The organism is Streptomyces sp. NPDC058198 (genome assembly GCF_042882605.1).
In the GTDB taxonomy this organism is placed as follows: Bacteria; Actinomycetota; Actinomycetes; order Streptomycetales; family Streptomycetaceae; genus Streptomyces.
This window is the reverse complement of record NZ_JBHVVP010000004.1, coordinates 567,719-591,450: the sequence shown is the minus strand read 5'-3', so window position 1 is coordinate 591,450 and position 23,732 is coordinate 567,719. Positions and strand designations below refer to the sequence as shown.

Genomic DNA, 23,732 nt, shown 5'->3' with positions numbered 1-23,732 from the left:
AGGAACCCACGTGCGATTTCGTCTGACCCCCAGGGAGACGAGCTTCTACGACATGTTCGCCGCATCCGCGGACAACATCGTCACGGGCTCCAAGCTCCTCATGGAACTCCTCGGGGCGGATTCCTCCGCCAGGGCCGAGATCGCTGAGCGGATGCGGGCAGCCGAGCACGCGGGCGACGACGCCACCCACGCGATCTTCCACCAGCTCAACTCCTCCTTCATCACGCCCTTCGACCGCGAGGACATCTACAACCTCGCGTCCCAGCTCGACGACATCATGGACTTCATGGAGGAGGCCGTCGACCTTGTCGTTCTGTACAACGTCGAGGAGCTGCCCAAGGGAGTCGAGCAGCAGATCGAGGTCCTGGCCAGGGCGGCCGAGCTGACGGCCGAGGCCATGCCGCACCTGCGGACGATGAACAACCTCACCGAGTACTGGATCGAGGTCAACCGGCTCGAGAACCAGGCCGACCAGATCCACCGCAAGCTGCTGGCCCATCTCTTCAACGGCAAGTACGACGCGATGGAGGTGCTCAAGCTCAAGCAGATCGTTGATGTGCTTGAAGAGGCCGCCGACGCGTTCGAGCACGTCGCGAATACGGTGGAGACCATCGCGGTCAAGGAGTCCTGAACCTCGTGGACACCTTCGCACTGATCGTGACCATCGGTGTCGCGCTCGGCTTCACGTACACCAACGGCTTTCACGACTCCGCGAACGCCATCGCGACCTCGGTGTCCACGCGGGCACTGACCCCCCGCGCCGCCCTCGCCATGGCGGCGGTGATGAACCTCGCGGGCGCTTTTCTCGGCCAGGGGGTCGCCAAGACCGTCAGCGAGGGTCTGATCGCCACCCCCCACGGGGCGAGGGGGATGGGCATCCTCTTCGCCGCGCTGGTCGGCGCGATCGTCTGGAATCTGGTCACCTGGTACTACGGACTTCCGTCCTCGTCCTCCCACGCGCTGTTCGGCGGCATGGTGGGCGCGGCGCTGGCCGGCGGCACCGAGGTGATCTGGTCCGGAGTGCTGGACAAGGTCGTCATCCCGATGTTCGTCTCGCCGCTCGTCGGCCTGCTCGTCGGCTATCTGGTGATGGTCGCGATCATGTGGATGTTCCGTAAGGCCAACCCGCACAAGGCCAAGCGCGGCTTCCGGATAGCCCAGACCGTCTCGGCGGCGGGCATGGCCCTCGGGCACGGTCTGCAGGACGCGCAGAAGACGATGGGCATCGTGGTGATGGCCCTCGTCATCGCCGATGTGGAGGACTCCGGCGACGCGATCCCGGTCTGGGTGAAGATCGTCTGCGCGCTGATGCTGTCCCTCGGTACGTACGCGGGCGGCTGGCGCATCATGCGGACGCTGGGACGGAAGATCATCGAGCTGGACCCGCCGCAGGGATTCGCGGCGGAGACGACCGGCGCGTCGATCATGTTCGGCTCGGCGTTCCTGTTCCACGCGCCGATCTCGACGACGCATGTCATCACCTCGGCGATCATGGGCGCCGGGGCGACGAAGCGGGTCAACGCGGTGCGGTGGGGCGTGGCGAAGAACATCATTCTCGGCTGGTTCATCACGATGCCGGCCGCCGCGCTGGTGGCCGCGGTGAGCTTCTGGATCGTCAACCTGGCCTTCGGCTGACCACGCCCACGCCCACGCCCACGACCGCGTGAGTGTGTAACCGCATGACCTTTTGACCGGCCGGGAAACGCAATGGGGCCCGCCCCCCTGAGAGAGGGGGCGGGCCCTTCGCCTTGCGGTGGCACCGCCATGCAGCACCGCAGGACGGCTTTCGCCCTATCCGAAGCGGCCGGAGATGTAGTCCTCGGTCGCCTGCACGGACGGGTTGGAGAAGATCCGCTCGGTCTCGTCTATTTCGACGAGCTTCCCGGGCTGACCGACGGCGGAGAGGTTGAAGAAGGCCGTACGGTCCGAGACACGCGCCGCCTGCTGCATGTTGTGCGTCACGATCACGATCGTGAAGCGCTCCTTCAGCTCCCCGATCAGGTCCTCGATGGCGAGGGTGGAGATCGGGTCGAGGGCGGAGCACGGCTCGTCCATCAGCAGCACCTCCGGCTCGACCGCGATGGCGCGGGCGATGCACAGACGCTGCTGCTGGCCGCCGGAGAGACCGGAACCGGGCTTGTTCAGGCGGTCCTTGACCTCGTTCCAGAGGTTGGCGCCCTTGAGGGACTTCTCCACGACCTCGGACAGCTCGCTCTTGCGGACCTTGCCGTTGAGCCGCAGCCCCGCCGCGACATTGTCGAAGATCGACATCGTCGGGAACGGGTTCGGGCGCTGGAAGACCATGCCGACCGTACGGCGCACGGCGACCGGGTCGACATGCGCGCCGTACAGATTCTCGTCGTCCAGGAGCACCTTGCCCTCGACCCGGCCGCCGGGGGTGACCTCGTGCATCCGGTTCAGCGTGCGCAGGAAGGTGGACTTGCCGCAGCCGGACGGGCCGATGAAGGCCGTCACGGAGCGGGGCTCCACGGTCATCGAGATGTCGTCGATCGCCCGGTGGGAGCCGTAGTAGGCGGAGAGTCCGCTGACGTCGATTCGCTTGGCCATGTCAATCACTGCTTCTTTCGTGGCCCCGCGCGGCGGAGCCGGATATCGAGGCCTCAGCGGCCGGTCTTCGGGGCCTTCCAGCGGGCGATGCCGCGCGCCACCAGATTGAGGATCATGACGAACGCGATCAGCACCAGGGCCGCGGCCCAGGCACGGTCGATCGAAGCGACCTCGCCGGCCTTGTACTGCTCGTAGATGTAGAACGGGAGCGAGGACTGCGCACCCTCGAAGGGGTTGGTGTTGATCAGCTGGCTGCCGAAGACGAGCAGGATGATCGGCGCGGTCTCACCGGCGATACGCGCGATGGCGAGCATCACACCGGTGGTGATACCGCCGATCGCGGTCGGCAGGACCACCTTCAGAATCATCCGCCACTTCGGCACGCCGAGGGCGAGCGCCGCCTCACGCAGCTCGTTCGGGACGAGCTTGAGCATCTCTTCGGTGGAGCGGACCACGACCGGCATCATCAGGATCGTGAGGGCGAGCGAGCCCAGCAGGCCGGACGGCTCGATCTTGAACATCAGCACGATCGACAGGATGAACAGACCCGCGACGATGGACGGGATGCCGGTCATGACGTCCACGAAGAACGTCACCGCCTTGGCCAGCGCGCCCTTGCCGTACTCGACGAGGTAGACGGCCGTCAGCAGACCGATCGGCGTGGAGATCACGGTGGCGATGCCGACCTGCTCCAGCGTGCCGATCAGCGCGTGGTAGACACCGCCGCCCTGCTCCGCGCTGGGGATACCGGCCATGGAGTGGGTCAGGAAGTACGGGTCGAGCGCCTTCACACCGCGGCTGATGGTGGTCCAGAGCAGCGAGAACAGCGGGATCACGGCGAGGACGAAGCACACCCAGACGATGCTGGTGGCGAAGCGGTCCTTGGCCTGGCGCTTGTTCTCGACCACCGAGGTGGTGACGTACGAGACGGCGAGGAAGGCGATGACGGCGATCAGGCCCCACTGGACCTTGCTGTCGAGGCCGGCGGCGGCTCCGATGCCCGTGCCGAGCAGGATGCCGACGAGGGCGAAGCCGGCCGGCGCCCAGCGGGGGAGACCGCGGTGGCTGAGGCTCTTCTGTTCGCCCACGGGCGGCAGCGGGGCCTGCGTGTGCTGTACGGCTGTGTGGCTCATGCGTTGGCCCCCGAGTACTCCTTGCGGCGCGCGATGATCAGCCGGGCCGCACCGTTCACCAGCAGAGTCAGGACGAAGAGCACCAGGCCGGAGGCGATCAGGGCGTCACGCCCGAGCGGATTGGCCTCGCCGAACTTCGCCGCGATGTTCTGGGCGAACGTGCCGCCGCCCGGGTCGAGCAGATGGAGCGACATCAGATAGCTGGGAGACAGGACCGTGGCGACGGCCATCGTCTCGCCGAGCGCCCGGCCGAGTCCCAGCATCGAGGCCGAGATGACGCCGGAGCGTCCGAACGGCAGGACGGAGAGCCGGATGACCTCCCAGCGCGTGGCGCCCAGGGCGAGGGCCGCCTCTTCGTTCATCCGCGGAACCTGGAGGAAGACCTCCCGGCTGACGCTGGTCACGATCGGCAGGATCATGATCGCCAGCAGGATCCCGACCGTCAGCATGTTGCGGGCGACGCCGGGCTGGGTCTGGTCGAAGATGTACGTCCACGCGAAGTACTGGTCGAGCCAGAGGTTGAGCCCCGCGAGGTACGGCACGAGCACGATGGCGCCCCAGATGCCGTAGATGATGCTCGGCACGGCGGCCAGCAGATCCACGACGTAGGCGAGGGGCGCGGCCAGCCGGCGCGGCGCGTAGTGCGAGATGAAGAGCGCGATGCCGACGGCGATCGGGACGGCGATGACCATCGCGACGATCGAGCTGACGATCGTACCGACGAGCAGGACCGCGATGCCGAAGACCGGCGGGGTGGCGGAGGCGTCCCAGTCGAAGGTGGTGAGGAAGTTGCCCTCGTCCTTGGAGATGGCGATGGCGGCGCGGTAGGTGAGGAACCCCGCGATCGACGCCATGACGACGAGCAGCAGAATGCCCGAGCCCCGCGAGAGGCCCGAGAAGATCGTGTCGCCCGCGCGGCCCGTGGAGGTTCCCGACCTGGGGCTGAGCGACGGGGCGGGCGGTGTGTCTGTGGGTGTGGTGGAAGCCATGGTCTTTCCGGTCTGTGTGGGGGAGTGAGGGCTCCCCTGGCGGCGGTGCACCGGATGGGTGGACGGCCCGCCGGCCCGGAGGGGTGCACCGGGCCGGCCTGCCGTCACCTGCTGAGCTGAGGGACTACGAGAGGGAGGCGACCGTCTCGCGGACCTTGGCGTTGATCTCGGCCGGGATCGGCGCGTAACCGGCGTCGGAGAGCAGCTTCTGGCCCTCGTCGCTGGCGGTGTAGGTCAGGAAGGACTTGACCGTGGCCAGCGTCTCGGGCTTGTTGCCCTTGTCGCAGGCGATCTCGTACGTCACGAGGACGATCGGGTAGGCGCCGTCGGCCTTGGTGGCGTAGTCCAGCTCAAGGGCCAGGTCGCTGCCGGTGCCCTTGATCTTGGCGGCGGCGATGGCCTTGGAGGCGTTCTCGGACGACGCCTCGACGGGGGCGCTGGCGCCCGTGTCGACGGAGACCGTCGAGATCTGCTGCGAGGTGGCGTAGGACAGCTCGAAGTAACCGATCGCGCCGTCGACCTGCTTCACCTGCGTGGCGACACCGGAGGAGCCGGACGCCGACTGGCCGCCGGGGGCGGGCCACTTCTTCTCGGCCTCGTACTTCCAGTCGGAAGCGGCGGTGGCGGCGAGGTACTTGCCGAGGTTCTGCGTGGTGCCGGAGTCCTCGGAGCGGTGGAAGGCCTGGATGGGCTTCTTCGGGAGCTTGGCGTCGGGGTTCAGCTTCGCGATGGCCGCGTCGTCCCAGCTCTTGATCTTGCTGTCGAAGATCTTGGCGAGCGTGGGGGCGTCCAGGACGAGGCTGTCCACACCCTCCAGGTGGTAACCGATCGCGATCGGTCCGCCGACCATCGGCAGGTTGATGCCCTGGCCGCCCGAGCAGATCTTCTTCGACTCGGCGACCTCTTCGGGCTTGAGCGCCGAGTCGGAGCCGGCGAAGCCGACGGTGCCCTGGGTGAAGTTGGCGATGCCCTCACCGGAGGAGGAGCTGTTGTAGTTGACCTCGACGCCGGTACAGGAGGCCATGTAGTTCTTGACCCAGAGGTCCATGGCGTTCTTCTGCGCGCTGGAGCCGGACGCGAGCAGCTGGCCCTTGGCGTCCTTGCACACCGCGCTGGAGGCGGCGGTGGCCTTCGTACCCGTGTCGCCGGGGTCGCCGGCGTTGTTGTCCGAACCGCACGCCGTGAGAACCAGGGCGCCGGAGACGGCGAGGGCACCGAGCGCTGTGGCGCGCAGCCCGTTCTTGCGCTGAAGCTTCACTTCGGGTGTTTCCTTCCAAGAGCCGCCGGTCCGAGAAGTCTTACGGCGGCGTGCGTCGGGGTGGCTGGTGCGGCACTGTGCCGGTCACCGTGTAAGGCCGAAATTAGGCAGATCAGGTGAAGCCGCCGACGGAGGGGGGTGAACGGAAGGTGAACCTCGCCGGACAGCTGGGTGCGGGGGCGCCTCCGGCGGGGTGCGGGTGGTGAAAGGGGCGTGCGGGGACGGGGGTGCGGACGGCCGATCGGTACGGACTGTCGCCAGGACGCTACGTTGCGTGCGCTACGTCGCGTGCGACGTCGGGCGGTCGCCGGGGCGCTTCGTCGCGTGCGGTGCCCGGGTTGTCGCCGGGGCCGCTACGTCGCGTGCAGCGCGTTGAGCAGGGCGTCCACCAGGAGGCGGTCGCGGGGCTGCGTGAGGCGGTCGCGGGCCGCCGGCGGGACGAGCCACGCTATGCGGTCGACCTCGTCGTTCGGGATGAAGGCGCCGTCCGTCGCCTCGGCCGCCCAGTAGCTGACCTCTTTGGGGCGGCCCTGGGCCAGATAGCGGACCGTACCGAGCCGGGCCCCGGGCGCGCAGTGGTGGCCCGTCTCCTCCAGCACCTCGCGCAGAGCCCCCGCCAAGGCGTCCTCCGCGCGCTTGAGCTTGCCCTTCGGGTGGGACCAGTCGTCGTACTTGGGACGGTGGACCAGGGCCAGTTCGATTCCGTCGCCGGACGCCGAGCGGCGCCAGAGCACACAGCCCGCCGCGAGCACCACGTCCGGCCGGCCGCCCCCACGCATGGACCCGCTCCCGTTCCCCGTCACGGCGCGGTCGCCGCCGCCCGCTGCCACACCTGCTGGAAGGCGAAGCGTGCCGCCTCCACCTCGTGGCGCTGGTCGGCGTGCAGCACGCCCAGCGCGTACGCCGTCGTCGGCGCGATCCGCGGCGTACGGGCCGCGTTCGCCGCGGCCGCGGCCGCCTCGGCCGCGTCGCGGTGCCGGTCCAGGGCCTGGCCCGCGGCCATCAGCACCGGATCGGGGGCGCCGCCGGCGCACCACACCTCTTGCGCGTACCGGTGCAGCCGCAGCAGCTGGCGCACCTGGTGCCAGGGGGCGTCCTGCGCCTCGCCGTCCGACGCGGTGGCCAGCCCGTGGACCAGGGCCTCCGCGTTGTACGGATGCGCGGCGCGCGCCAGCGGCAGCCCGGCCACCGCGTCCAGCAGCTGCCGCTCGGTGCTGTCGCCGGGACCGGCCAGCACCTCGATGGCGGGGGCGGCCGCGACCGGCGCCAGGGGCACTTCGGACGCCAGCACGGCCACGGCGTCCGCCACCGCGTGGAAGCGGGACGAGCCGAGCGCCTGGAGCGCGGCGGAGTGCGCGCGGGTCCTGGCGAGCGTCAGCTGCCGCTCCAGCAGAGCGCCGGCGCGGGACGCCCCGACGGTGAGCGTGCCGGGCGGCTGACCGCCGGACCCCGCTTCCGCGCGCGCCGGGACGGGGCCGGGGGGCGGCCCGGAGAGCCGCGCCAGCGCTCCGACGAGCCGGTGCAGCCGTGCCGTACAGGCCTGCTCCTGGGCCAGGGTGCCGGAGAGCCAGCCCAGTTCCGTACGGAGCTGGTCGGCCCAGACCGGGTCGAGCAGCGGCCGGAACGTATGCAGGCCGCCGCCGATCCTGCGGGCCGCGCCGCGCAGCGAACGGGCCGCAGCCTCGGCAGCCGCGGTGTCCGAGCCGCTCTCGCCGTACAGCCGCAGGCCGCGTAGGAAATCACCGGCGCGGGAGTGCAAATACCCGGCCAGGACCTCGCCCGCCGTAAGCCGGTCGGTGTCCACTTCATGGTGCTGCACGCCGGCGCCTCCGGGCGTCTATGAGCATTTCCTGTACATGCCGCAGCGGCTGGCCCTCCGCATCGGTGGCGTGCCGGGTCCAGTTGCCGTCCGCGCCCAGGTGCCAGGAGGACGTTTTGTCGGACATCCCGACCTCGAGCAGCCGCGTGATGGCCGCGCGGTGCGCCGGGTCGGTGAGCCGTACCAGCGCTTCGATACGGCGGTCGAGATTGCGGTGCATCATGTCGGCACTGCCGAGCCAGACCTCGGGCTCGCCGCCGTTGCCGAAGGCGAAGACCCGGGAGTGTTCCAGGAAGCGCCCCAGGATGGAGCGCACCCGGATGTTCTCGGAGAGGCCGGCGACCCCGGGGCGTACGGCACAGATGCCGCGCACCCAGATGTCCACCGGCACACCGGCCTGGGCGGCCCGGTAGCAGGCGTCGATGATCGCTTCGTCGACCAGCGAGTTGACCTTGATACGGACATAGGCGGGACGCCCGGCGCGGTGGTGCGCGGCTTCCTTGTTGATACGGGAGACGAGCCCGTCGCGCAGGGACTTCGGGGCGACCAGCAGCCGGCGGTAGGTCTCGCGGCGCGAGTAGCCGGACAGCCGGTTGAAGAGGTCCGAGAGGTCCGCGCCGACCTGCGGGTCCGCGGTGAGCAGGCCGAGGTCCTCGTACAGCCGCGCCGTCTTCGGGTGGTAGTTGCCGGTGCCGACATGGCTGTAGCGGCGCAGGTTCTCGCCCTCCTGCCGGACCACCAGCGAGAGCTTGCAGTGCGTCTTCAGCCCGACCAGGCCGTACACCACATGGCAGCCGGCCTCTTCGAGCTTGCGCGCCCATTTGATGTTGGCCTGCTCGTCGAAGCGGGCCTTGATCTCGACGAGCACGAGGACCTGCTTGCCCGACTCGGCGGCGTCGATCAGCGCGTCCACTATCGGGGAGTCGCCGGACGTGCGGTACAGCGTCTGCTTGATGGCCAGCACGTCCGGGTCGGCCGCGGCCTGCTCCAGGAAGGCCTGCACGGACGTCGAGAACGAGTCGTACGGGTGGTGCAGCAGCACGTCACGCTCGCGCAGCGCGGCGAAGATGTCGGGCGCGGACGCGGACTCCACCTCGGCGAGATCGCGGTGCGTGCCCGCGATGAACTTGGGGAACTTCAGCTCGGGCCGGTCCAGCGCCGAGATCCCGAAGAGCGCCGTCAGATCCAGCGGCCCCGGCAGCGGATAGACCTCCGCGTCGGACACCTTCAGCTCGCGGACCAGCAGATCGAGGACGTACGGGTCGATGGACTCCTCGACCTCCAGTCGGACCGGCGGCCCGAAGCGGCGCCGCATCAGCTCCTTCTCCAGCGCCTTGAGGAGATTCTCCGCGTCGTCCTCCTCCACCTCCAGGTCCTCGTTGCGGGTGACCCGGAACATGTGGTGCGCCAGGACCTCCATCCCGGGGAACAGCTCCTCCAGGTGGGCGGCGATGACGTCCTCCAGCGGCACGTACCGCTGCGGCGACGCCTCCAGGAAGCGGGAGAGCAGCGGCGGCACCTTGACCCGCGCGAAGTGACGGTGGCCGCTGACCGGGTTGCGGACGACGACCGCAAGGTTCAGGGAGAGGCCGGAGATGTACGGGAAGGGGTGCGCCGGGTCCACGGCGAGCGGCGTGAGGACCGGGAAGATCTGCTGGCGGAAGAGCGTGAAGAGGCGGGCCTGCTCCTTCTCGGTCAGCTCGGGCCAGCGGATGATGTGGATGCCCTCGTCGGCCAGCGCCGGGGCGACATCCTGCTGGTAGCAGGCGGCGTGCCGGGCCATGATCTCGCGCGAGCGGGTCCAGATCAGGTCGAGGACCTCGCGCGGCTGGAGGCCGGACGCGGAGCGGGTGGCGACCCCGGTCGCGATACGCCGTTTGAGGCCGGCCACCCTGACCATGAAGAACTCGTCCAGGTTGGACGCGAAGATCGCGAGGAAGTTGGCCCGTTCGAGGAGCGGGGTCGCGGGATCCTCGGCGAGCTCCAGGACCCGTTCGTTGAACGCGAGCCAGCTGCGCTCACGGTCGAGGAACCGCCCCAGGGGCAGTTCCGCGCCGTCCGGGCCGGCGTCCTCCTCGTACGCGTCGAGGTCGGCGTCGAGATCGGGCTCAAGGTCGGACCCGCCCGTGGCGACCGTGTTCGGCCGGTGGGCGGCTATGAAACCGACGGACGGCTGGGAGTGCTGGACCGGGACCTCGGCGGGCTGCTTGCTCATGTCCCCATTCTTCCGCGCCGAAGGGTCGACAGGCGCGTCGGAGAGAGCAGGGGCGAGGTGGATCCTGCCGTGGGTCCTGCCGTTCGGGGTGGGGGGCACAGCGGGCTGCATTCAGAGAGGGTCGCAAGGTCGTCTGAATGGCCGGTAACGGAGACATGACGTGGAGGAAAGCGGGGCGGGGCTCCCCGGGGGCGGTACGACACCCCCGGGGAGCCGGATTCGGGACGGGTGGGTCAGGCGTGGCGGCGGCGAAGGACCTGGAACGCGACGGCGGTGACGATCGCGGCCAGGGCCAGGACGATGCCGGTCTCCATGAGCTGGAGGGGCCAGAAATGGGAGGCGGGGTGGTAGTCGTAGAAGCGCGCCGCATCTCCAGGGGGCGTCGCGCACGGCGACTTCGAGAATCCGATGTCCCAGCATTCCTCGAAGGTCATCCGGCTGCCGTCGGCGAAGGTGACGCCGTCCTGTACGCGCCAGACGTCATCCGGGAGCCGCGCCCTGCCCGAGGCCGTGACGACCGGCCACAGGAAGGGCCGCACCAAGGCGGATACGGCCACGACCGCTCCCGTGGCGAGCAGACCGACGGCCATCGCCACGACGGTACGGCGCACCAGCAGGCCGGCGAGCGCGCCGACGGCGACCGCCAGCAGGACATGGGCGATGGCGGTCAGACCGAGGGCGGGGTAGCCGCCGTCGTACCAGCCCCGCGGGAAGACCCAGTCGGCCCGGACATACGACCTGGTCCAGCGGAACGTGATGACGAGGACGGCCGTGCCCACAACGGTGACAGCGGCGGACACGGCGAGCTTCGAGGCGAGCCAGCGGGCGGGCGGCACCGACTGGGTCCAGGCCAGTTTGTACGTCCCGGATTCCAGCTCCCGCGCGATCAGCGGGCCCGCGACGAACGCCGCGACGAGCAGCGGCAGCAGGACGACGGTCGCTCCGCCATAGGTCTCCGCCCAGCCGAACCAGCCGGCCGCGTTCGAATAGGCGGCACACGCCGCGCCCCACTCCGCGTCGCAGCTGCCGGTTACCTCCGCCGAACTCACCCAGACCCGAGCCGCGGCCTGGACGCCGATCGTGAGCACCAGGAGCGCCAGCCCCGCCCACAGCGCGCGCCGGTGCTGGCGTACCGCCACCCACACAGGGCCGCGCAAGGTCAGCGCGCTCATACCGTCACCTCCGTACGGTCGCGGCCCGGCAGCTCCGCGCTCGGGGTGAACAGGACCGGCGCGCCGGGGGAGCGCAGATGCGCCAGCAACAGTTCCTCCAGTGAGGGATCGGCCGCCTGCCAGGCGTCGTCCAGCGGTCCGTCGGGCCGGATCAGCGCGGTGAGCCCGCGGCCCGTCGCCCGCGACTCGACGACGGTGTGCGGTGCCAGGTCGCGTACGGGCCCGGTCACCAGGGTGTGCGCGGTGAGGATGTCCTCGATCTCACCGCCGAGCCTGACCTGTCCGCCGTCCACGAGCAGCAGATAGTCGCAGGCGTCCTCCAGCTCGGTGAGGATGTGCGAGGAGATCACCACGGTGGTGCCGTTCACCGCCGCGTCCGCCAGCAGCGTGCCCATCAGCTGATGGCGTGCCAGCGGGTCGAGGTCGGCCATCGGCTCGTCGAGCAGCAGCAGGTCCGGGCGCTTGCCCAGGGCGAGCGCGAGGGCGACGCGGGTGCGCTGGCCGCCGGAGAGCGTACGGACCCGGAGGCCGTGGTCGAGCGCGCCGCCCTCGATCACGCGCTCGGCCGTCTCCGCGTCCCAGCGCCCGGGGTTCAGCTCGCGGCCCATCCGCAGTGTCTCACCGACCGTCAGCTGCGGGTGCATGGGCTTGTCCTGGGCGACATACGCGAGGCGTGTGCGGGCCGCCGCCGGGTCGTCGGTGCCGAGGACACGTACGGAACCTTCCGTGGGCACCAGCAGCCCGGCCGCGTGGGCGAGCAGCGTGGACTTGCCGGCGCCATTGGGGCCGACGAGCGCGCACACGCGCCCCGCGGGTATCCGGAACGAACAGTCGCGCAGCGCCCAGCGCTTTCCGTCTCCCCATCTTCCGTACCGTTTGCCGAGGCCGGTCGCCTCGATCGCCGCCGCTGTCATGCGTCGTCCCCCTTGAAGCTTTCTTCGAAGCGTTCTTCGACCACGGATGTGAAAAGCGCGGTCACGTCGTCCTTGTCCAGGCCCTCGGCGCGGGCGCGGTCGGCCCAGGCGGCCAGTTCCGCCCGCAGCGCGCTGTCGGCGGAGCCGCGGCCGAGGGTGCCCCGGACAAAGGTGCCGAGCCCGCGCCGCCCCTCCGCCAGTCCTTCGCGCTCGAGCTCCCGGTAGGCCTTGAGCACGGTGTTGGGATTGATGGCGGTGGCCTCCACCACCTCGCGGGCCGTGGGCAGCCGGTCGCCAGGTTCCAGCAGGCCCAGGCGCAGGGCCTGTTTGGTCTGCTGGACGATCTGGAGGTAGGTGGCCACCCCGCTGCGCCGGTCGATGCGGTACTCGATCACCCGCAACCACCCTTTCACTAAGGAAGTAGTGAAAGGGTGCTGCAAGGAAGGGGCGGCGTCAAGATCGCCGCCCCTTACGTCACGTATCTACGGACTTGCCGACCGGTCGACGGACGTGTCGGCCGGTCTACCGACGTGCAGGCCGGTTCAGGACTCCGTGCGGTACATGAGGTCCACCTCGTGCGTGCTGAAGCCCAGCCGTTCGTACACCGTCACCGCGGCCGTGTTGTCGGCGTCGACATAGAGCATTGCGGTCGGCAACCCCTGGGACGCCAGATGGCGCAGCCCGATCGCGGTGAGCGCCTTGCCGAGACCGCCGCCCTGCGCGTCGGGGCTGATGCCGACGACATACACCTCACCGAGCTGCTCCTCGGCGTGCACCTTGGTCCAGTGGAAGCCGATCAGCTCACCGTTGCGCTCGGCGAGGAAGAACCCCTTGGGGTCGAACCACGGCTCGGCCTTGCGGTCGTCCAGGTCCCGCTGCGTCAGCGTGCCCTGCTCGGGGTGGTGGGCGAAGGCGGCGGCGTTGACGGCGAGCCAGGCGGAGTCGTCCTGACCCGGTACGAAGGTACGGACGGTGACCCCGGCCGGCAGGACCGGCTCGGCGATGGCGGCCGGCTTCAACGGACGGCGCAGCTGGCGCAGTTCACGGAAGAGCGTCAGCCCGAGCACCTGGGCCAGATGGCGGGCGGCCGACTTGCCGCCGTGCGCCCACACCCGCAGCCGCTTCCCGGACGCCCCCAGCAGCGCGGTCCCCAGCGCCCGGCCGTGACCCCGGCCCCGGCGCGCGGGATCGATGACCAGCTCGGCGGCCGGCGCCTCGACGGGGTCGGTGTCCTCCAGCTGCCCGTACCCGACGAGTTCACCGTCGACGCTGAGCAGAAAGTGCCGCACGCCCTCGCGATGCCCACCGCGCAACTGGAGCCGGCCCTGCTCGGAGACGGCCTGCACCCCGTCCGAGGCATGGGCGTCCGCGAGCAGCCCGAGGACGGCCCCGGCCTGCTCGGGAGTGAGCGCGTCGAGGGTCAGGATCTGCCGGCCGGTCTCGCGGGCTGCTGCGTCAGTCATGCGTCGAGGGTACGGCGGAGGCGCGGCGAGAGCGGAGTATGGACGGGGCGACGACAGACGGGCCACCCTCAAAGGCAACCAGGTTTTGACGCGCTACCTCGGCCGGAGAGCCGGGGTTTCCTGCCACGGTCGTCCGACCGTCTCGGTGGCTTCCTGCTTCATCGCGCTGTGCCGAGATGCCTCCCGGTCTTATCCGCGCTCCACAGGCAGTTGGCCTCTCCGTCCACGGAGCAGATCTGGGAGGTCGGCTCGAACCGGCCGATCTTCCCGAAGTACCGGCCGTGCTTGGCAGCCTTGTATTCCAGCATGGCGACGAACGTTGACCATCCGGCGTCATAAACGGACTTGGCGAGCCAGGTGCGTGCGAGGCCGGACACCGCGCGACCTTGATGCCGGCCTTGGCCCGGTTCTTCGATCCCTTGGCCTTCCGGCAAAAGTCGCGCTGGAGCCTCTTGAGCTTCTTCTCGGCGCGACGTAGGAATTTGCGCTTGCCTCTGACCGAGTCGAAGAAGTTCTTGTAGGCGGAATCAAGATCGCGAAGGGACTGCTGGAGCGCCACCGCCGATACCTCGGCGAGCCATGAACGTTCCCCGGTGCGTTTTGCTTGCGTGATGTGCAACTTGGACAGCTCGCTCGACGTCACATACGGCAGCCCTGACTCGTACGCCCTCTTACGGGCGAAGCTGCACAGCGCGACTGTATTACAATCGGTTACCATTTCATCACGCGCGGGAGTTTTTTGCTCTTCTTGGTCCTCGCCACCAATGCGTCGCCGCGCTTCATTTCACGGCCGAAGGTCACGAGTTCTCATGCAAAGCATTGTTAACCCGGCAGCCACTGGTGCGCTACGCGCGTTGACTCTAGGCTGCCGCTCGCAGCCTTCATCAGGCTCCGGAGTTTTCAGGACTCTCAAACCCTCCGCGCGCACGCGCACGCACCATTCACAAGGGGACCGATGTCAGCGACACCACAGAAGAACCGCGCGGCACGGCGGGTGCTCGCCGCCGCCGCCGGTCTGGCCACCGTGGGCGCGCTTGTCGCCGCGATGCCGGCCGCTGCCCATGGCTCCGGCTATGGACACGGCAAGGACCGCGGTCACGGCCAGCACAAGCCGAGCACCGTGGACGTACAGCTGCTTTCCTTCAACGACCTGCACGGAAACCTGGAGCCGCCGGCCGGTTCGGCCGGGAACGTCAACGAGACGCAGGCCGACGGTACGGTCAAGGCGATTCCCGCCGGTGGTGTCGAGTACCTGGCGACCTCGCTGCGCACCGCGCGCAAGGGCAACCCGTACTCCATCACGGCGGCCGGCGGTGACCTGGTGGGCGCGAGCCCGCTGCTGTCCGGCCTCTTCCACGACGAGCCCACCATCGAGGCGCTCAACAAGATCGACCTCGATGTGACGACCGTCGGCAACCACGAGTTCGACGAGGGCGCTGTCGAGCTGGCCCGTCTTCAGAACGGTGGCTGCCACCCGACCGCCGGCTGCTACGAGAAGGGGAAGAAGTTCAAGGGCGCGGACTTCCCCTACCTCGCCGCCAACGTGACGTCGGAGAAGACCGGCAAGCCGATACTCAAGCCGTACACGATCTGGAAGAAGAACGGCGTCAAGGTCGGCTTCATCGGAGTGACCCTGGAGGGCACGCCGAACATCGTGACCGCCGAGGGCGTCAAGGGACTCAAGTTCCACGACGAGATCGAGACGGTCAACAAGTACGCCAAGGAACTGGACCGGCAGGGCGTCAAGTCGATCGTCACGCTGATCCACGAGGGCGGCCTGCCGGCCTCCTCCTCGTACAACTACGACTGTGACAGCCCGGCCGTCGGCGGCGGTATCTCCGGTCCGATCGTCGACATCGCCAAGGGCATCTCGCCGAAGGTCGACGCGCTGGTCACGGGCCACACGCACAACGCGTACGCCTGCACGATCGCGGACCCGGCGGGCAACCCGCGTCTGGTCACGTCGGCGTCGTCGTTCGGCAAGCTGTACACGGACACCACGCTCACCTACGACCGCCGTACCAACGACATCGTGCGTACGAGCGTCAAGTCGGCGAACCACGTCGTCAGCCGTGACCAGCCCAAGGCGCAGGACATGACCGACCTGATCGCGCGCTGGAACAAGACGGCCGCGCCGATCGCCAACACCCCGCAGGGCTTCATCTCCGCGGACATCAACGGCCGGGGCGCGACGACCCCGGAGTCCCCGCTCGGCGATCTGATCGCCGACGCCCAGCTCGCGGGCACCACGGCGGCGGACAAGGGCGGCGCGCAGCTCGCCTTCATGAACCCGGGCGGCATCAGGTCCGACCTGGTCTACGCGGCGTCCGGCAGTGAGGGCGCCGGTGTGGTGACCTACGGCGAGGCCTTCACGGTCCAGCCGTTCACCAACATGATGAACGTGCTCGACCTGACGGGTGCTCAGATCGTCACGGCGCTGCAGCAGCAGGTCAGCGGATCCAACGAGGCCTCCCCGAAGATCCTTCAGGTCTCGAAGGGCTTCACCTACACCCTGGACATGACCAAGACGGGCGCGGCCCGGGTGGTCACGGACTCGGTGCGGCTGAACGGTGAGGCGCTCGACCCGGCGAAGACGTACCGGGTCGCGATGAACGAGTTCCTCGGCGGCGGCGGCGACGGCTTCGCGGTGCTCGGCCAGGGCAAGAACAAGCTCGTGGGCCCGTCCGACCTGGACCTGTTCAACGCGTACCTGGCGGCGAACTCCACGGCGCAGGCTCCGCTGGCCCCGCCGGCCGCGAACCGGATCACGATCATCAAGTAGGGCGGGTGGGCCGTAAGGCCCGGCCGGTCAGGCGAAGGAGGGCGGTGGGCGTCGAGCCCACCGCCCTTTCGCATGCCCGCCGCCCCCTCGCTGCCCGGCGCCCCTGGGCAGCCTTCCGCGTGTGATGTGTACGGGTCATAATCCTGGGGCTGATCCAGTTGACCCCCCACGGCCACGGAGGCACCCCCCACATGAGTCCGCACCCCGGCACACATCCCGGCACACACTCCGCAACGCGCCGCGGCTTTCTCGCCGGCGCCCTCGCGCTCTCCGGCGCCGCGCTCATCGGCACGGCGCCGCCCGCCTCCGCCGCCACCCGCCGTGCGCTCGCCCCGCAGGACTGGATGGGCGGCTTCGCCGACACCACGCCCGTGCAGCGGCTGACCATCCCCGGTACGCACAACTCCGGCGCGCGGGTCGGCGGGCTCTGGGTGGCTTGCCAGGAGACCAGCATCGCCGACCAGTTGAACAGCGGCATCCGCTTCCTGGACGTCCGCTGCCGGGCGTTCGAGAACGCGTTCACCATCCACCACGCCGCCTACTACCAGAACCTCAACTTCGACGATGTGCTGCGCCCCTGCCGGGACTTCCTTCAGGCACACCCCTCCGAGACCGTGCTGATGCGGGTCAAGCAGGAGTACTCCGAGGAGAACGACGCCGAGTTCCGGCGGATCTTCGATACCTACCTTGACGGCAAGGGCTGGCGCTCCCTCTTCCGGCTCGACGCCGGTCTGCCCACCCTCGGAGAGGCGCGCGGGCGGGTCGTGCTGCTCGCGGACAACGGGGGACTGCCCGGGGTGCGGTACGGCGACGCGGGGCTGTTCGACATCCAGGACGACTACCAGGCGGAGCCCGGCGCCAAGTACCCCAAGATCGAAGCCCACTTCCGCAAGGCCGCCCAGCAGCCCGGCAAGATGTACATCAACTACGTCAGTACGGCCGCGCTGCTGCCGCCCCGCTGGAACTCCGACCAGCTCAACCCGAAGGTGCACACCTTCCTCGACGGGTCGGAGGCGAGCGGCTGGCGCGGGCTGGGGATCGTACCGCTGGACTTCCCCGCCACCCGGGCCGGACTGGTCGAGTCGCTGATCCGCCACAACGGCTGACGGGGGACAGGGGCGGCGGAAGGGACACCCCCCGTCGCCCCTGCGCTCCGGACCGCGGGACTTCGGAATGACTCGTCTAGCTCAGGGGGCCTCCGGCGGCGGGGTCGGCGCCCCCGGGATACGGATCGCCGCCACCGTGCCCCCGCCCGCGGCCGGGCGCAGCGCGATCTCGCCGCCCGTCTGCTGGACGGTGCGAGCCACGATCGAGAGACCGAGACCGGAGCCCGGCAGCGCGCGGGCCGACGGCGAGCGCCAGAACCGTTCGAAGACATGCGGCAGATCCTCGGCCGGGATACCCGGGCCGTGGTCGCGTACGGTCAGCTCGCCGTGCTCGCTCAGCGCGACCTCCACGGACCCGCCGGGCGGGCTGAACTTCACCGCGTTGTCGAGGACGTTGACCAGCGCGCGTTCGAGGGCGGCCGGCTCGGCCCGTACGTACCAGGGGCGCAGCTCCGCCGTGATGCCGAGATCGGGGCCGCGCAGTCTGGCCCGCTCCAGTGCGCTGTCCACGATGGCGTGGAGCGCGACGACCTGGAGCGGCCCGGGGTCGGTGGCGTCCGGGCGGGACAGCTCCTGGAGGTCCCCGATGAGCGAGGCCAGTTCGGTCATCTGCGCCTTGACGGAGGCCATGAGCGCCCTGCGGTCGTCGGGCGGGATGGCCCGGCCCGTCTCCTCGCTGCGCGCGAGCAGTTCGACGTTCGTACGGAGCGAGGTGAGCGGGGTCCGCAGCTCGTGCCCGGCGTCGGCGATCAGCTGCGACTGCCGGTCCCGGGAGGAGGCGAGCGCGGCGGTCATGGAGTTGAAGGAGCGGGACAGCCGGGCGATCTCGTCCTCGCCCTCGACGGGGATACGGACGGTGAGGTCCTCGGTCCGCGCGACATGCTCGACCGCGAGAGTCAGCCCGTCGACGGGCCGCAGCCCCGCCCTGGCGACCCAGAGCCCGGCCGCGCCCGCCCCGACGACGCCGAGGCCCGCGACGGCGGTGAGCAGCAGGGCGAGCCGGTTCAGGGAGGCGTCGATCTCGGCGAGCGGACGCGATACGGAGACGGCGGCCTGGGCGCCGGGACCGACGAAAACACGTTCGGTGTGGACGCGGACAGCGGCACCTTTCTCGGTGGTGCTGTTGTGCAGGGACTCGTCGGTGACGTGCCGGGCGACCGAGATGTCCTGTGCCTGGACCTTCACGGGCTCCGAGTAGGGGAAGACGCAGCGGTTGCCGTTGGTGTCGACCACCTGGATGAAGAGGTACGCGGTGGTGGTCGTCGTCTCGGGGTTGCTGCCCGTGGCGCAGTTGCGCAGCGCCGCCTGGACCTCGGCGCCCAGGACGGACGTGTTCTGAAGTGAGTTGTCCAGCTCGCTCCGGAGCTGGGCACGGGTCAGCAGCCAGCAGGTGACGGCCGCCGCGGCGACGGCGACCGCGACCGCCGTGGCGACCAGCAGCGCGAGCCGGGACCGGAGCGGCAGCGTACGGAAGCGGCTGACCGGACCGGTCACTCCGGGCCTCCGCTTCCGCCCGCCCCGACGCCGGTTCCCCCACTGGTGCCGGTGCCGCCGCTGCCGCCTGTCCCGCCGCTCCCGCCGGTTCCCGCGTCGGAGCGCAGCGCGTACCCCACGCCCCGCACCGTGTGCACCAGCCGTGCTTCGCCGCCGCTCTCCGTCTTCCGGCGCAGATACATCACGTACACATCGAGGGAGTTGGAGCTCGGCTCGAAGTCGAAGCCCCAGACGGCCTTGAGGATCTGCTCCCGGGTCAGCACCTGCCGGGGGTGCGCCAGGAACATTTCCAGCAGGGTGAATTCGGTACGGGTCAGCTCCACCCGCCGGTTGCCGCGGGTGACTTCGCGGGTCGTGAGGTCCATCCGCAGATCGGCGAAGGCGAGGACGTCGTCCTCGGGCGGCTGGCCGGTGGCCGTCGTGTAGGAACTGCGGCGCAGCAGCGCGCGGATCCGGGCGAAGAGCTCGTCCAGCTCGAAGGGCTTGACCAGGTAGTCGTCGGCGCCCGCGTCCAGTCCGGTGACCCGGTCGCCGACCGTGTCGCGGGCGGTCAGCATCAGGATCGGTACCTTCGATCCGCCGGCCCGGAGCCGGCGGGCCGCGGTCAGGCCGTCCATCCGCGGCATCTGGATGTCGAGGACGATCAGATCCGGGTCGTAGGCCGCGGCCTTGGTGAGGGCGTCGAGTCCGTCGACGGCGACCTCTGTCCCGTATCCGTCGAAGGCGAGACTCCGCTGGAGGGCCTCGCGCACGGCGGGCTCGTCGTCGACGATCAGGATCCGCTGGGGATCGCCTTCGGCGGGACTCATGTCGCTTCTACCTCGTCAGCTCGGCGGAACGGGTGAGCCGGTGCGCCAGTGGTGCTCCGGTGCTATCAGCGTCGCACGGCCCCGGTGCGGCGGCGCGCGGCACGCGTCGGATCAGCTGTTGCTGCCGCTGTTGCCGGCGCTGTTGTTGCCGCCGGAGCGGAGGGCGGAGAGGTCCGCCTTGACGGTGTTGACCGGGATGGCGAAGCCCAGACCGACGCTGCCCGCGCTGGATCCGGCGCCGGCGGCCGCCGAACTCGGCGCGTACATCGCGGAGTTGATGCCGATGATCTCACCGTTCATATTGATCAGCGCGCCACCGGAGTTGCCCGGGTTGAGCGAGGCGTCGGTCTGGAGCGCCTTGTACGTGGTCTTCGAGGACCCGGTGTCGCCGTTGAACTGCTGCCCGCCGAACTCGAACGGCCAGCCGCCCTGGCCCTGCTGTTGCTGTTGCTGCTGCTGTCCCTGGTCCTGGTCCTTGGCCACGGTGACATCCCGGTCGAGGGCCGAGATGATGCCGCTGGTGACGGTGCCGGTCAGGCCCTCGGGCGAGCCGATCGCCACGACCTGGTCGCCGACCCTCACCTGGTCGGAGTTGCCGAGCGTGGCCGTCTTGAGGCCGCTCGCGCCCTCCAGCTTGATCAGCGCGAGGTCCTTGTCCGCGTCGGTGCCTACGACCTGCGCGGTGTAGGTCTTGCCGGTGCTGAGCTGGACCTTTATCGACGAGGCCCCGGCGATCACATGGTTGTTGGTGACGATCTCGCCGTCGGACGTGATGATCACGCCGGAGCCGGTGGACTCGCCGGCGTTGGCGGTCGCGTTGATCTCCACGATGGCCGGGGAGAGGGCCGCGGCGACACCGGCGACGGTGCCCTTGCTGCTCTGCGAGACGGTCGTCCCGCTGACGACGGTGCCGCCGCCGCTCGTACCGTTGTCGGCGTACTGCCCGACCAGCACGGCCGACCCGCCCCCGACGACCGCGGCGGCGAGGGCCACGGCGGCCAGCAGCGCCACCGGCCGCTTGGCGCGACGGTGCGAGGTGGCCGGCGCCGCGGGAATGCTGGGACCGTACGGGGGCGGCGGCGGGTACGCCGGGCCCTGGAACCCCTGGGTGGGGTGCTGCTGCGTGCTGTCTGCGTCGCCGCTGCCGCGGTAGTAGTCGGTCATGGAAACGACTGTCGGCGCCGCGCATGAGAACAGCCTGAGGACGCCCTGAGAAGGGCAACAAAACCGTGTATGCCCCATATAAAGACCAGCAGATAAAGACCAGACCAGCAGCACAGGAGGACGTCATGAGCGCCGGCGAATGGGTCAGCACCTCGATGCCGTATCTGACACCGCGCGGTGAGGGCCAACCCGACGCGTGGGGACAGGAGCTGGCCGAGCGAGGGCGGCGGGGCGGGCAGCGAATCGTCGGCGCGGGCGAGGTGGCGGCGTCGGACGAGGTGGCGGAACTGCTGGAGCTCGCCCCGGGTCAGGCGGTCGTGGTGCGGAGGCGGGTGATGTTCCTGGAGGACCTGCCCTGTGAGCTGACGGACACGTACTACCCCACGTCCATCGCGCGCGGCACACGTCTCGCCGGGACGGCGAAGATCCCCGGTGGAGCCGTCACGCTCCTCGCCGAGCTGGGATACGTCGGTGTACGCGTCCGGGAGGAGGTGTCCGCCCGGATGCCCGGCGAGGAAGAGCACGAAGCCCTGCGCATCGAGCCCGGCGAGCCGGTGCTTCGCCTGACCCGCGTCACTCTCGACCTGAAGGACCGGCCCATCCAGCTCGACAAGATGACCATGCCCGCACACCGGCAGCGGCTGCGCTACGAGATGAGGATCGGATGACGACCCCGGCCCACGAAGACGGGCCGGACAGGGCCTAAGCGCAGCCGCACGACCTGCGCACGATCAGTGCGGACGGGAACTGCTTCACCCGTTCCCGGCGTGAGCCCGCCACTCGTAGGCCTTCGTCCAGCACCAGGTCCACCGCCGCCCGGGCCATCGCCGGCCGGTCGGAGGAGACCGTGGTCAGCGGGGGGTCCGTGAGGCCGGCTTCCTTGACGTTGTCGAAGCCGGCCACCGCCAGCTCGCCCGGGACATCGAGCCGCAGTTCGCGCGCGGCCCGCAGTACGCCGATCGCCTGGTCGTCGGTGGAGCAGAAGATCGCCGGGGGCCTGTCGGGGCCCGCGAGCAGTTCCAGCGCGACGAGATAGGCGTCATAGCGGTTGTACGGGGCCTGGAAGAGGCGGCCCTCCACGGACCGCCCGGACTCCAGCATTCCGCGTCGCCAGCCCTCGACGTGGTCGGCCACCGGGTCGCCCACCGACGGCGTGGACTCGACTCCGCCGAGGCAGGCAACGTACGGATGGCCGTGCTCCAGCAGATGGCGGGTGGCGAGCTGGGCGCCGCCGATGTCGTCCGTGACGACAGCGACGTCGTCGATCGCCTCGGGCCGCTCGTGCAGCAGCACGACCCGCGCGTCCCAGGCCTCGATCTCGGCGGCCGCGCGCTCGCTCGGACCCTGGCTGACCAGGATCAGCCCCGAGACCCGCATGCCGAGGAAGGCCCGCAGGTAATGGACCTCGCGCTCGTCGCGGTAGTCCGAGTTGCCGACGAGGACCATTTTCCCGCGCTCGGCCGCGGCCTGTTCGACCGCGTGCGCCATCTCCGCGAAGAACGGCTGCCTGGCGTCGGGCACAACCATCCCTATGAGGTCGGTCCGCCGCGAAGCCATCGCCTGAGCGACCCGGTCGGGCCGATAGCCCAGCTCCGTGATCGCGGCGACCACCCGCTCGCGCGTGGCCGGTGCGACCGGCCGGGGTCCATTGTTGATGACATAGCTGACAACAGCGGTCGACGTACCCGCCAGTCGTGCGACATCGTCCCGCGTCACCTTGGCCACGCGCGGCAGTCTACGCGTGGTGATCTACCGCTTGGTAGGCCGCCCGGCGGCTTCGTGTGCCGCGTCCAGTCCGGCGGCCGTCCGGTCGTCCTCCGGCTGCTTGGCATTCTCCGGCCGGGCGTCCTGCCGGGGGTCCGTTCGGTGCGCCCCGGAGACGGCCTTCGCCTTGGCCTCCTCGGCGCCCCGGTCGGGCTTCTCCGGGGTGACGAAGCGGTAGCCGACGTTCCGTACGGTCCCGATCAGAGACTCGTGCTCGGGGCCGAGCTTGGCGCGCAGCCGCCGTACGTGGACGTCGACCGTCCGCGTACCGCCGAAGTAGTCGTAGCCCCAGACCTCCTGGAGCAGCTGGGCCCGGGTGAAGACCCGTCCCGGGTGCTGGGCGAGGTACTTGAGCAGCTCGAATTCCTTGAAGGTCAGGTCGAGGACCCGTCCCTTGAGCTTCGCGCTGTACGTTGCCTCGTCGACCGACAGATCGCCGTTACGGATCTCCATCGGGGAGTCGTCGGTCGAGATCTGCTGGCGGCCCATCGCGAGCCGCAGCCGTGCCTCGACCTCGGCAGGACCCGCCGTGTCGAGCAGCACGTCGTCGATGCCCCAGTCCGCGGTGACGGCCGCGAGGCCGCCCTCCGTGACGACGAGGAGCAGTGGGCAGCCGGGTCCGGTGGACCGCAGCAGCTGGCAGAGCGACCGCACCTGGGGGAGGTCGCGCCGGCCGTCGATCAGAATGACGTCGGCACCAGGGGTGTCGACGAGAGCGGGCCCTTCGGCGGGGGCCACCCGCACGTTGTGGAGCAACAGCCCGAGCGCGGGAAGCACCTCCGTCGAGGGCTGGAGGGCATTGGTCAGGAGCAGCAGAGAACTCATCGCCGCTCACCTGCCTGGGTGGGGCTGTGGTCGTACACGGTTCGCTTGCCCATTACGTCGGTTCCTCCTCGGTCCCTGCGAGGACGTATGCGGCACTGCTTGCACTGCTGTACTGCGGTGATGCTTACGGGGCCCCGTCCCTGGGGTCCGCGTTTACCTTCTGTTCCTTCTGTCTGTGTCTTCCGTCTGTGTCATCTGTCTGTAACAACGGACGGGAAACACAAAAGGACCCGGGGGCTACGGTGCCCGGATCCTCT

The 23,732-nt window shown here is 69.7% G+C and carries 22 protein-coding genes; 5 read left to right on the top strand and 17 right to left on the bottom strand.

What is annotated here, in order from left to right:
• Positions 1-10 precede the first annotated feature (10 nt).
• Both ACFVWW_RS18855 and ACFVWW_RS18850 read left to right on the top strand, forming a co-directional pair.
• Positions 11-631: a DUF47 domain-containing protein gene (locus ACFVWW_RS18855; protein WP_384185130.1), complete on the top strand. Its 621-nt coding sequence runs from the start codon at positions 11-13 to the stop codon at positions 629-631.
• Between the two features lie 5 nt (positions 632-636).
• Complete coding sequence (locus ACFVWW_RS18850) at positions 637-1,635, top strand: anion permease (RefSeq protein WP_384185132.1); 999 nt, start codon at positions 637-639, stop codon at positions 1,633-1,635.
• Positions 1,636-1,791: 156 nt separating this feature from the next.
• On the opposite strand, the gene pstB is transcribed toward ACFVWW_RS18850, so the two are convergent.
• The 12 genes from pstB to ACFVWW_RS18790 all read right to left on the bottom strand — a co-directional run bounded on the left by pstB (position 1,792) and on the right by ACFVWW_RS18790 (position 13,908).
• Positions 1,792-2,568 (bottom strand): phosphate ABC transporter ATP-binding protein PstB, encoded by a 777-nt coding sequence (gene pstB / locus ACFVWW_RS18845; RefSeq protein WP_386878520.1) that lies wholly within the window; start codon positions 2,566-2,568, stop codon positions 1,792-1,794.
• Between the two features lie 53 nt (positions 2,569-2,621).
• Positions 2,622-3,701: a phosphate ABC transporter permease PstA gene (gene pstA, locus ACFVWW_RS18840; protein WP_386878521.1), complete on the bottom strand. Its 1,080-nt coding sequence runs from the start codon at positions 3,699-3,701 to the stop codon at positions 2,622-2,624.
• Positions 3,698-4,690 (bottom strand): phosphate ABC transporter permease subunit PstC, encoded by a 993-nt coding sequence (gene pstC, locus ACFVWW_RS18835; RefSeq protein WP_384185140.1) that lies wholly within the window; start codon positions 4,688-4,690, stop codon positions 3,698-3,700. The genes pstA and pstC overlap by 4 nt, the downstream gene beginning before the upstream one ends.
• Before the next feature lie 124 nt (positions 4,691-4,814).
• Entirely contained in the window at positions 4,815-5,948 is a 1,134-nt protein-coding gene (pstS, locus tag ACFVWW_RS18830) for a phosphate ABC transporter substrate-binding protein PstS (protein WP_384185142.1), read from the bottom strand.
• 353 nt (positions 5,949-6,301) lie between these two features.
• Complete coding sequence (locus ACFVWW_RS18825) at positions 6,302-6,727, bottom strand: NUDIX hydrolase (protein WP_384185145.1); 426 nt, start codon at positions 6,725-6,727, stop codon at positions 6,302-6,304.
• A gap of 20 nt (positions 6,728-6,747) precedes the next feature.
• A complete protein-coding gene (locus ACFVWW_RS18820; RefSeq protein WP_384185148.1) occupies positions 6,748-7,767 on the bottom strand; it encodes a CHAD domain-containing protein in 1,020 nt (339 codons plus the stop codon).
• Complete coding sequence (locus ACFVWW_RS18815; protein ID WP_384185150.1) at positions 7,754-9,982, bottom strand: RNA degradosome polyphosphate kinase; 2,229 nt, start codon at positions 9,980-9,982, stop codon at positions 7,754-7,756. Before ACFVWW_RS18815 ends, ACFVWW_RS18820 begins: the two co-directional genes overlap by 14 nt.
• A 233-nt stretch (positions 9,983-10,215) precedes the next feature.
• Positions 10,216-11,154, bottom strand: a complete 939-nt coding sequence (locus tag ACFVWW_RS18810) for an ABC transporter permease (protein WP_386878522.1) — start codon at positions 11,152-11,154, stop codon at positions 10,216-10,218.
• Positions 11,151-12,068 carry an ABC transporter ATP-binding protein gene (locus ACFVWW_RS18805; protein WP_386878523.1) on the bottom strand — a complete coding sequence of 306 codons (918 nt, stop codon included), beginning with the start codon at positions 12,066-12,068 and terminating at the stop codon, positions 11,151-11,153. The genes ACFVWW_RS18810 and ACFVWW_RS18805 overlap by 4 nt, the downstream gene beginning before the upstream one ends.
• On the bottom strand, positions 12,065-12,463 hold the full coding sequence (locus ACFVWW_RS18800) for a GntR family transcriptional regulator (RefSeq protein WP_384185158.1): 399 nt from the start codon (positions 12,461-12,463) through the stop codon (positions 12,065-12,067). The genes ACFVWW_RS18805 and ACFVWW_RS18800 overlap by 4 nt, the downstream gene beginning before the upstream one ends.
• A gap of 147 nt (positions 12,464-12,610) precedes the next feature.
• The gene (gene mshD, locus ACFVWW_RS18795; protein WP_386878524.1) at positions 12,611-13,531 is read right to left on the bottom strand and encodes a mycothiol synthase; all 921 of its coding nucleotides are present in this window, start codon (positions 13,529-13,531) and stop codon (positions 12,611-12,613) included.
• A gap of 158 nt (positions 13,532-13,689) precedes the next feature.
• Entirely contained in the window at positions 13,690-13,908 is a 219-nt protein-coding gene (locus ACFVWW_RS18790) for a hypothetical protein (protein ID WP_386878525.1), read from the bottom strand.
• Between the two features lie 578 nt (positions 13,909-14,486).
• Between ACFVWW_RS18790 and ACFVWW_RS18785 the strand changes: the two genes are divergently transcribed.
• Together ACFVWW_RS18785 and ACFVWW_RS18780 are read left to right on the top strand one after the other, a co-directional pair.
• A complete protein-coding gene (locus tag ACFVWW_RS18785; protein ID WP_386878526.1) occupies positions 14,487-16,313 on the top strand; it encodes a bifunctional metallophosphatase/5'-nucleotidase in 1,827 nt (608 codons plus the stop codon).
• Positions 16,314-16,504: 191 nt separating this feature from the next.
• On the top strand, positions 16,505-17,419 hold the full coding sequence (locus ACFVWW_RS18780) for a phosphatidylinositol-specific phospholipase C (protein WP_386878527.1): 915 nt from the start codon (positions 16,505-16,507) through the stop codon (positions 17,417-17,419).
• A gap of 81 nt (positions 17,420-17,500) precedes the next feature.
• Here ACFVWW_RS18780 and ACFVWW_RS18775 read toward each other — a convergent pair whose 3' ends face one another.
• From ACFVWW_RS18775 to ACFVWW_RS18765, 3 genes are all read right to left on the bottom strand, one after another.
• Positions 17,501-18,913: a sensor histidine kinase gene (locus tag ACFVWW_RS18775; RefSeq protein ID WP_386878528.1), complete on the bottom strand. Its 1,413-nt coding sequence runs from the start codon at positions 18,911-18,913 to the stop codon at positions 17,501-17,503.
• A complete protein-coding gene (locus tag ACFVWW_RS18770; protein ID WP_386878529.1) occupies positions 18,910-19,722 on the bottom strand; it encodes a response regulator transcription factor in 813 nt (270 codons plus the stop codon). The genes ACFVWW_RS18775 and ACFVWW_RS18770 overlap by 4 nt, the downstream gene beginning before the upstream one ends.
• A gap of 111 nt (positions 19,723-19,833) precedes the next feature.
• Complete coding sequence (locus tag ACFVWW_RS18765; RefSeq protein WP_386878530.1) at positions 19,834-20,886, bottom strand: S1C family serine protease; 1,053 nt, start codon at positions 20,884-20,886, stop codon at positions 19,834-19,836.
• Between the two features lie 125 nt (positions 20,887-21,011).
• Here ACFVWW_RS18765 and ACFVWW_RS18760 point away from each other — a divergent pair, with 125 nt between their 5' ends.
• Positions 21,012-21,554, top strand: a complete 543-nt coding sequence (locus ACFVWW_RS18760; protein ID WP_386878531.1) for a GntR family transcriptional regulator — start codon at positions 21,012-21,014, stop codon at positions 21,552-21,554.
• Positions 21,555-21,588: 34 nt separating this feature from the next.
• On the opposite strand, the gene ACFVWW_RS18755 is transcribed toward ACFVWW_RS18760, so the two are convergent.
• A complete protein-coding gene (locus ACFVWW_RS18755; RefSeq protein WP_386878532.1) occupies positions 21,589-22,611 on the bottom strand; it encodes a LacI family DNA-binding transcriptional regulator in 1,023 nt (340 codons plus the stop codon).
• 24 nt (positions 22,612-22,635) lie between these two features.
• Positions 22,636-23,475: a winged-helix domain-containing protein gene (locus ACFVWW_RS18750; protein WP_386878533.1), complete on the bottom strand. Its 840-nt coding sequence runs from the start codon at positions 23,473-23,475 to the stop codon at positions 22,636-22,638.
• Positions 23,476-23,732: the final 257 nt, after the last annotated feature.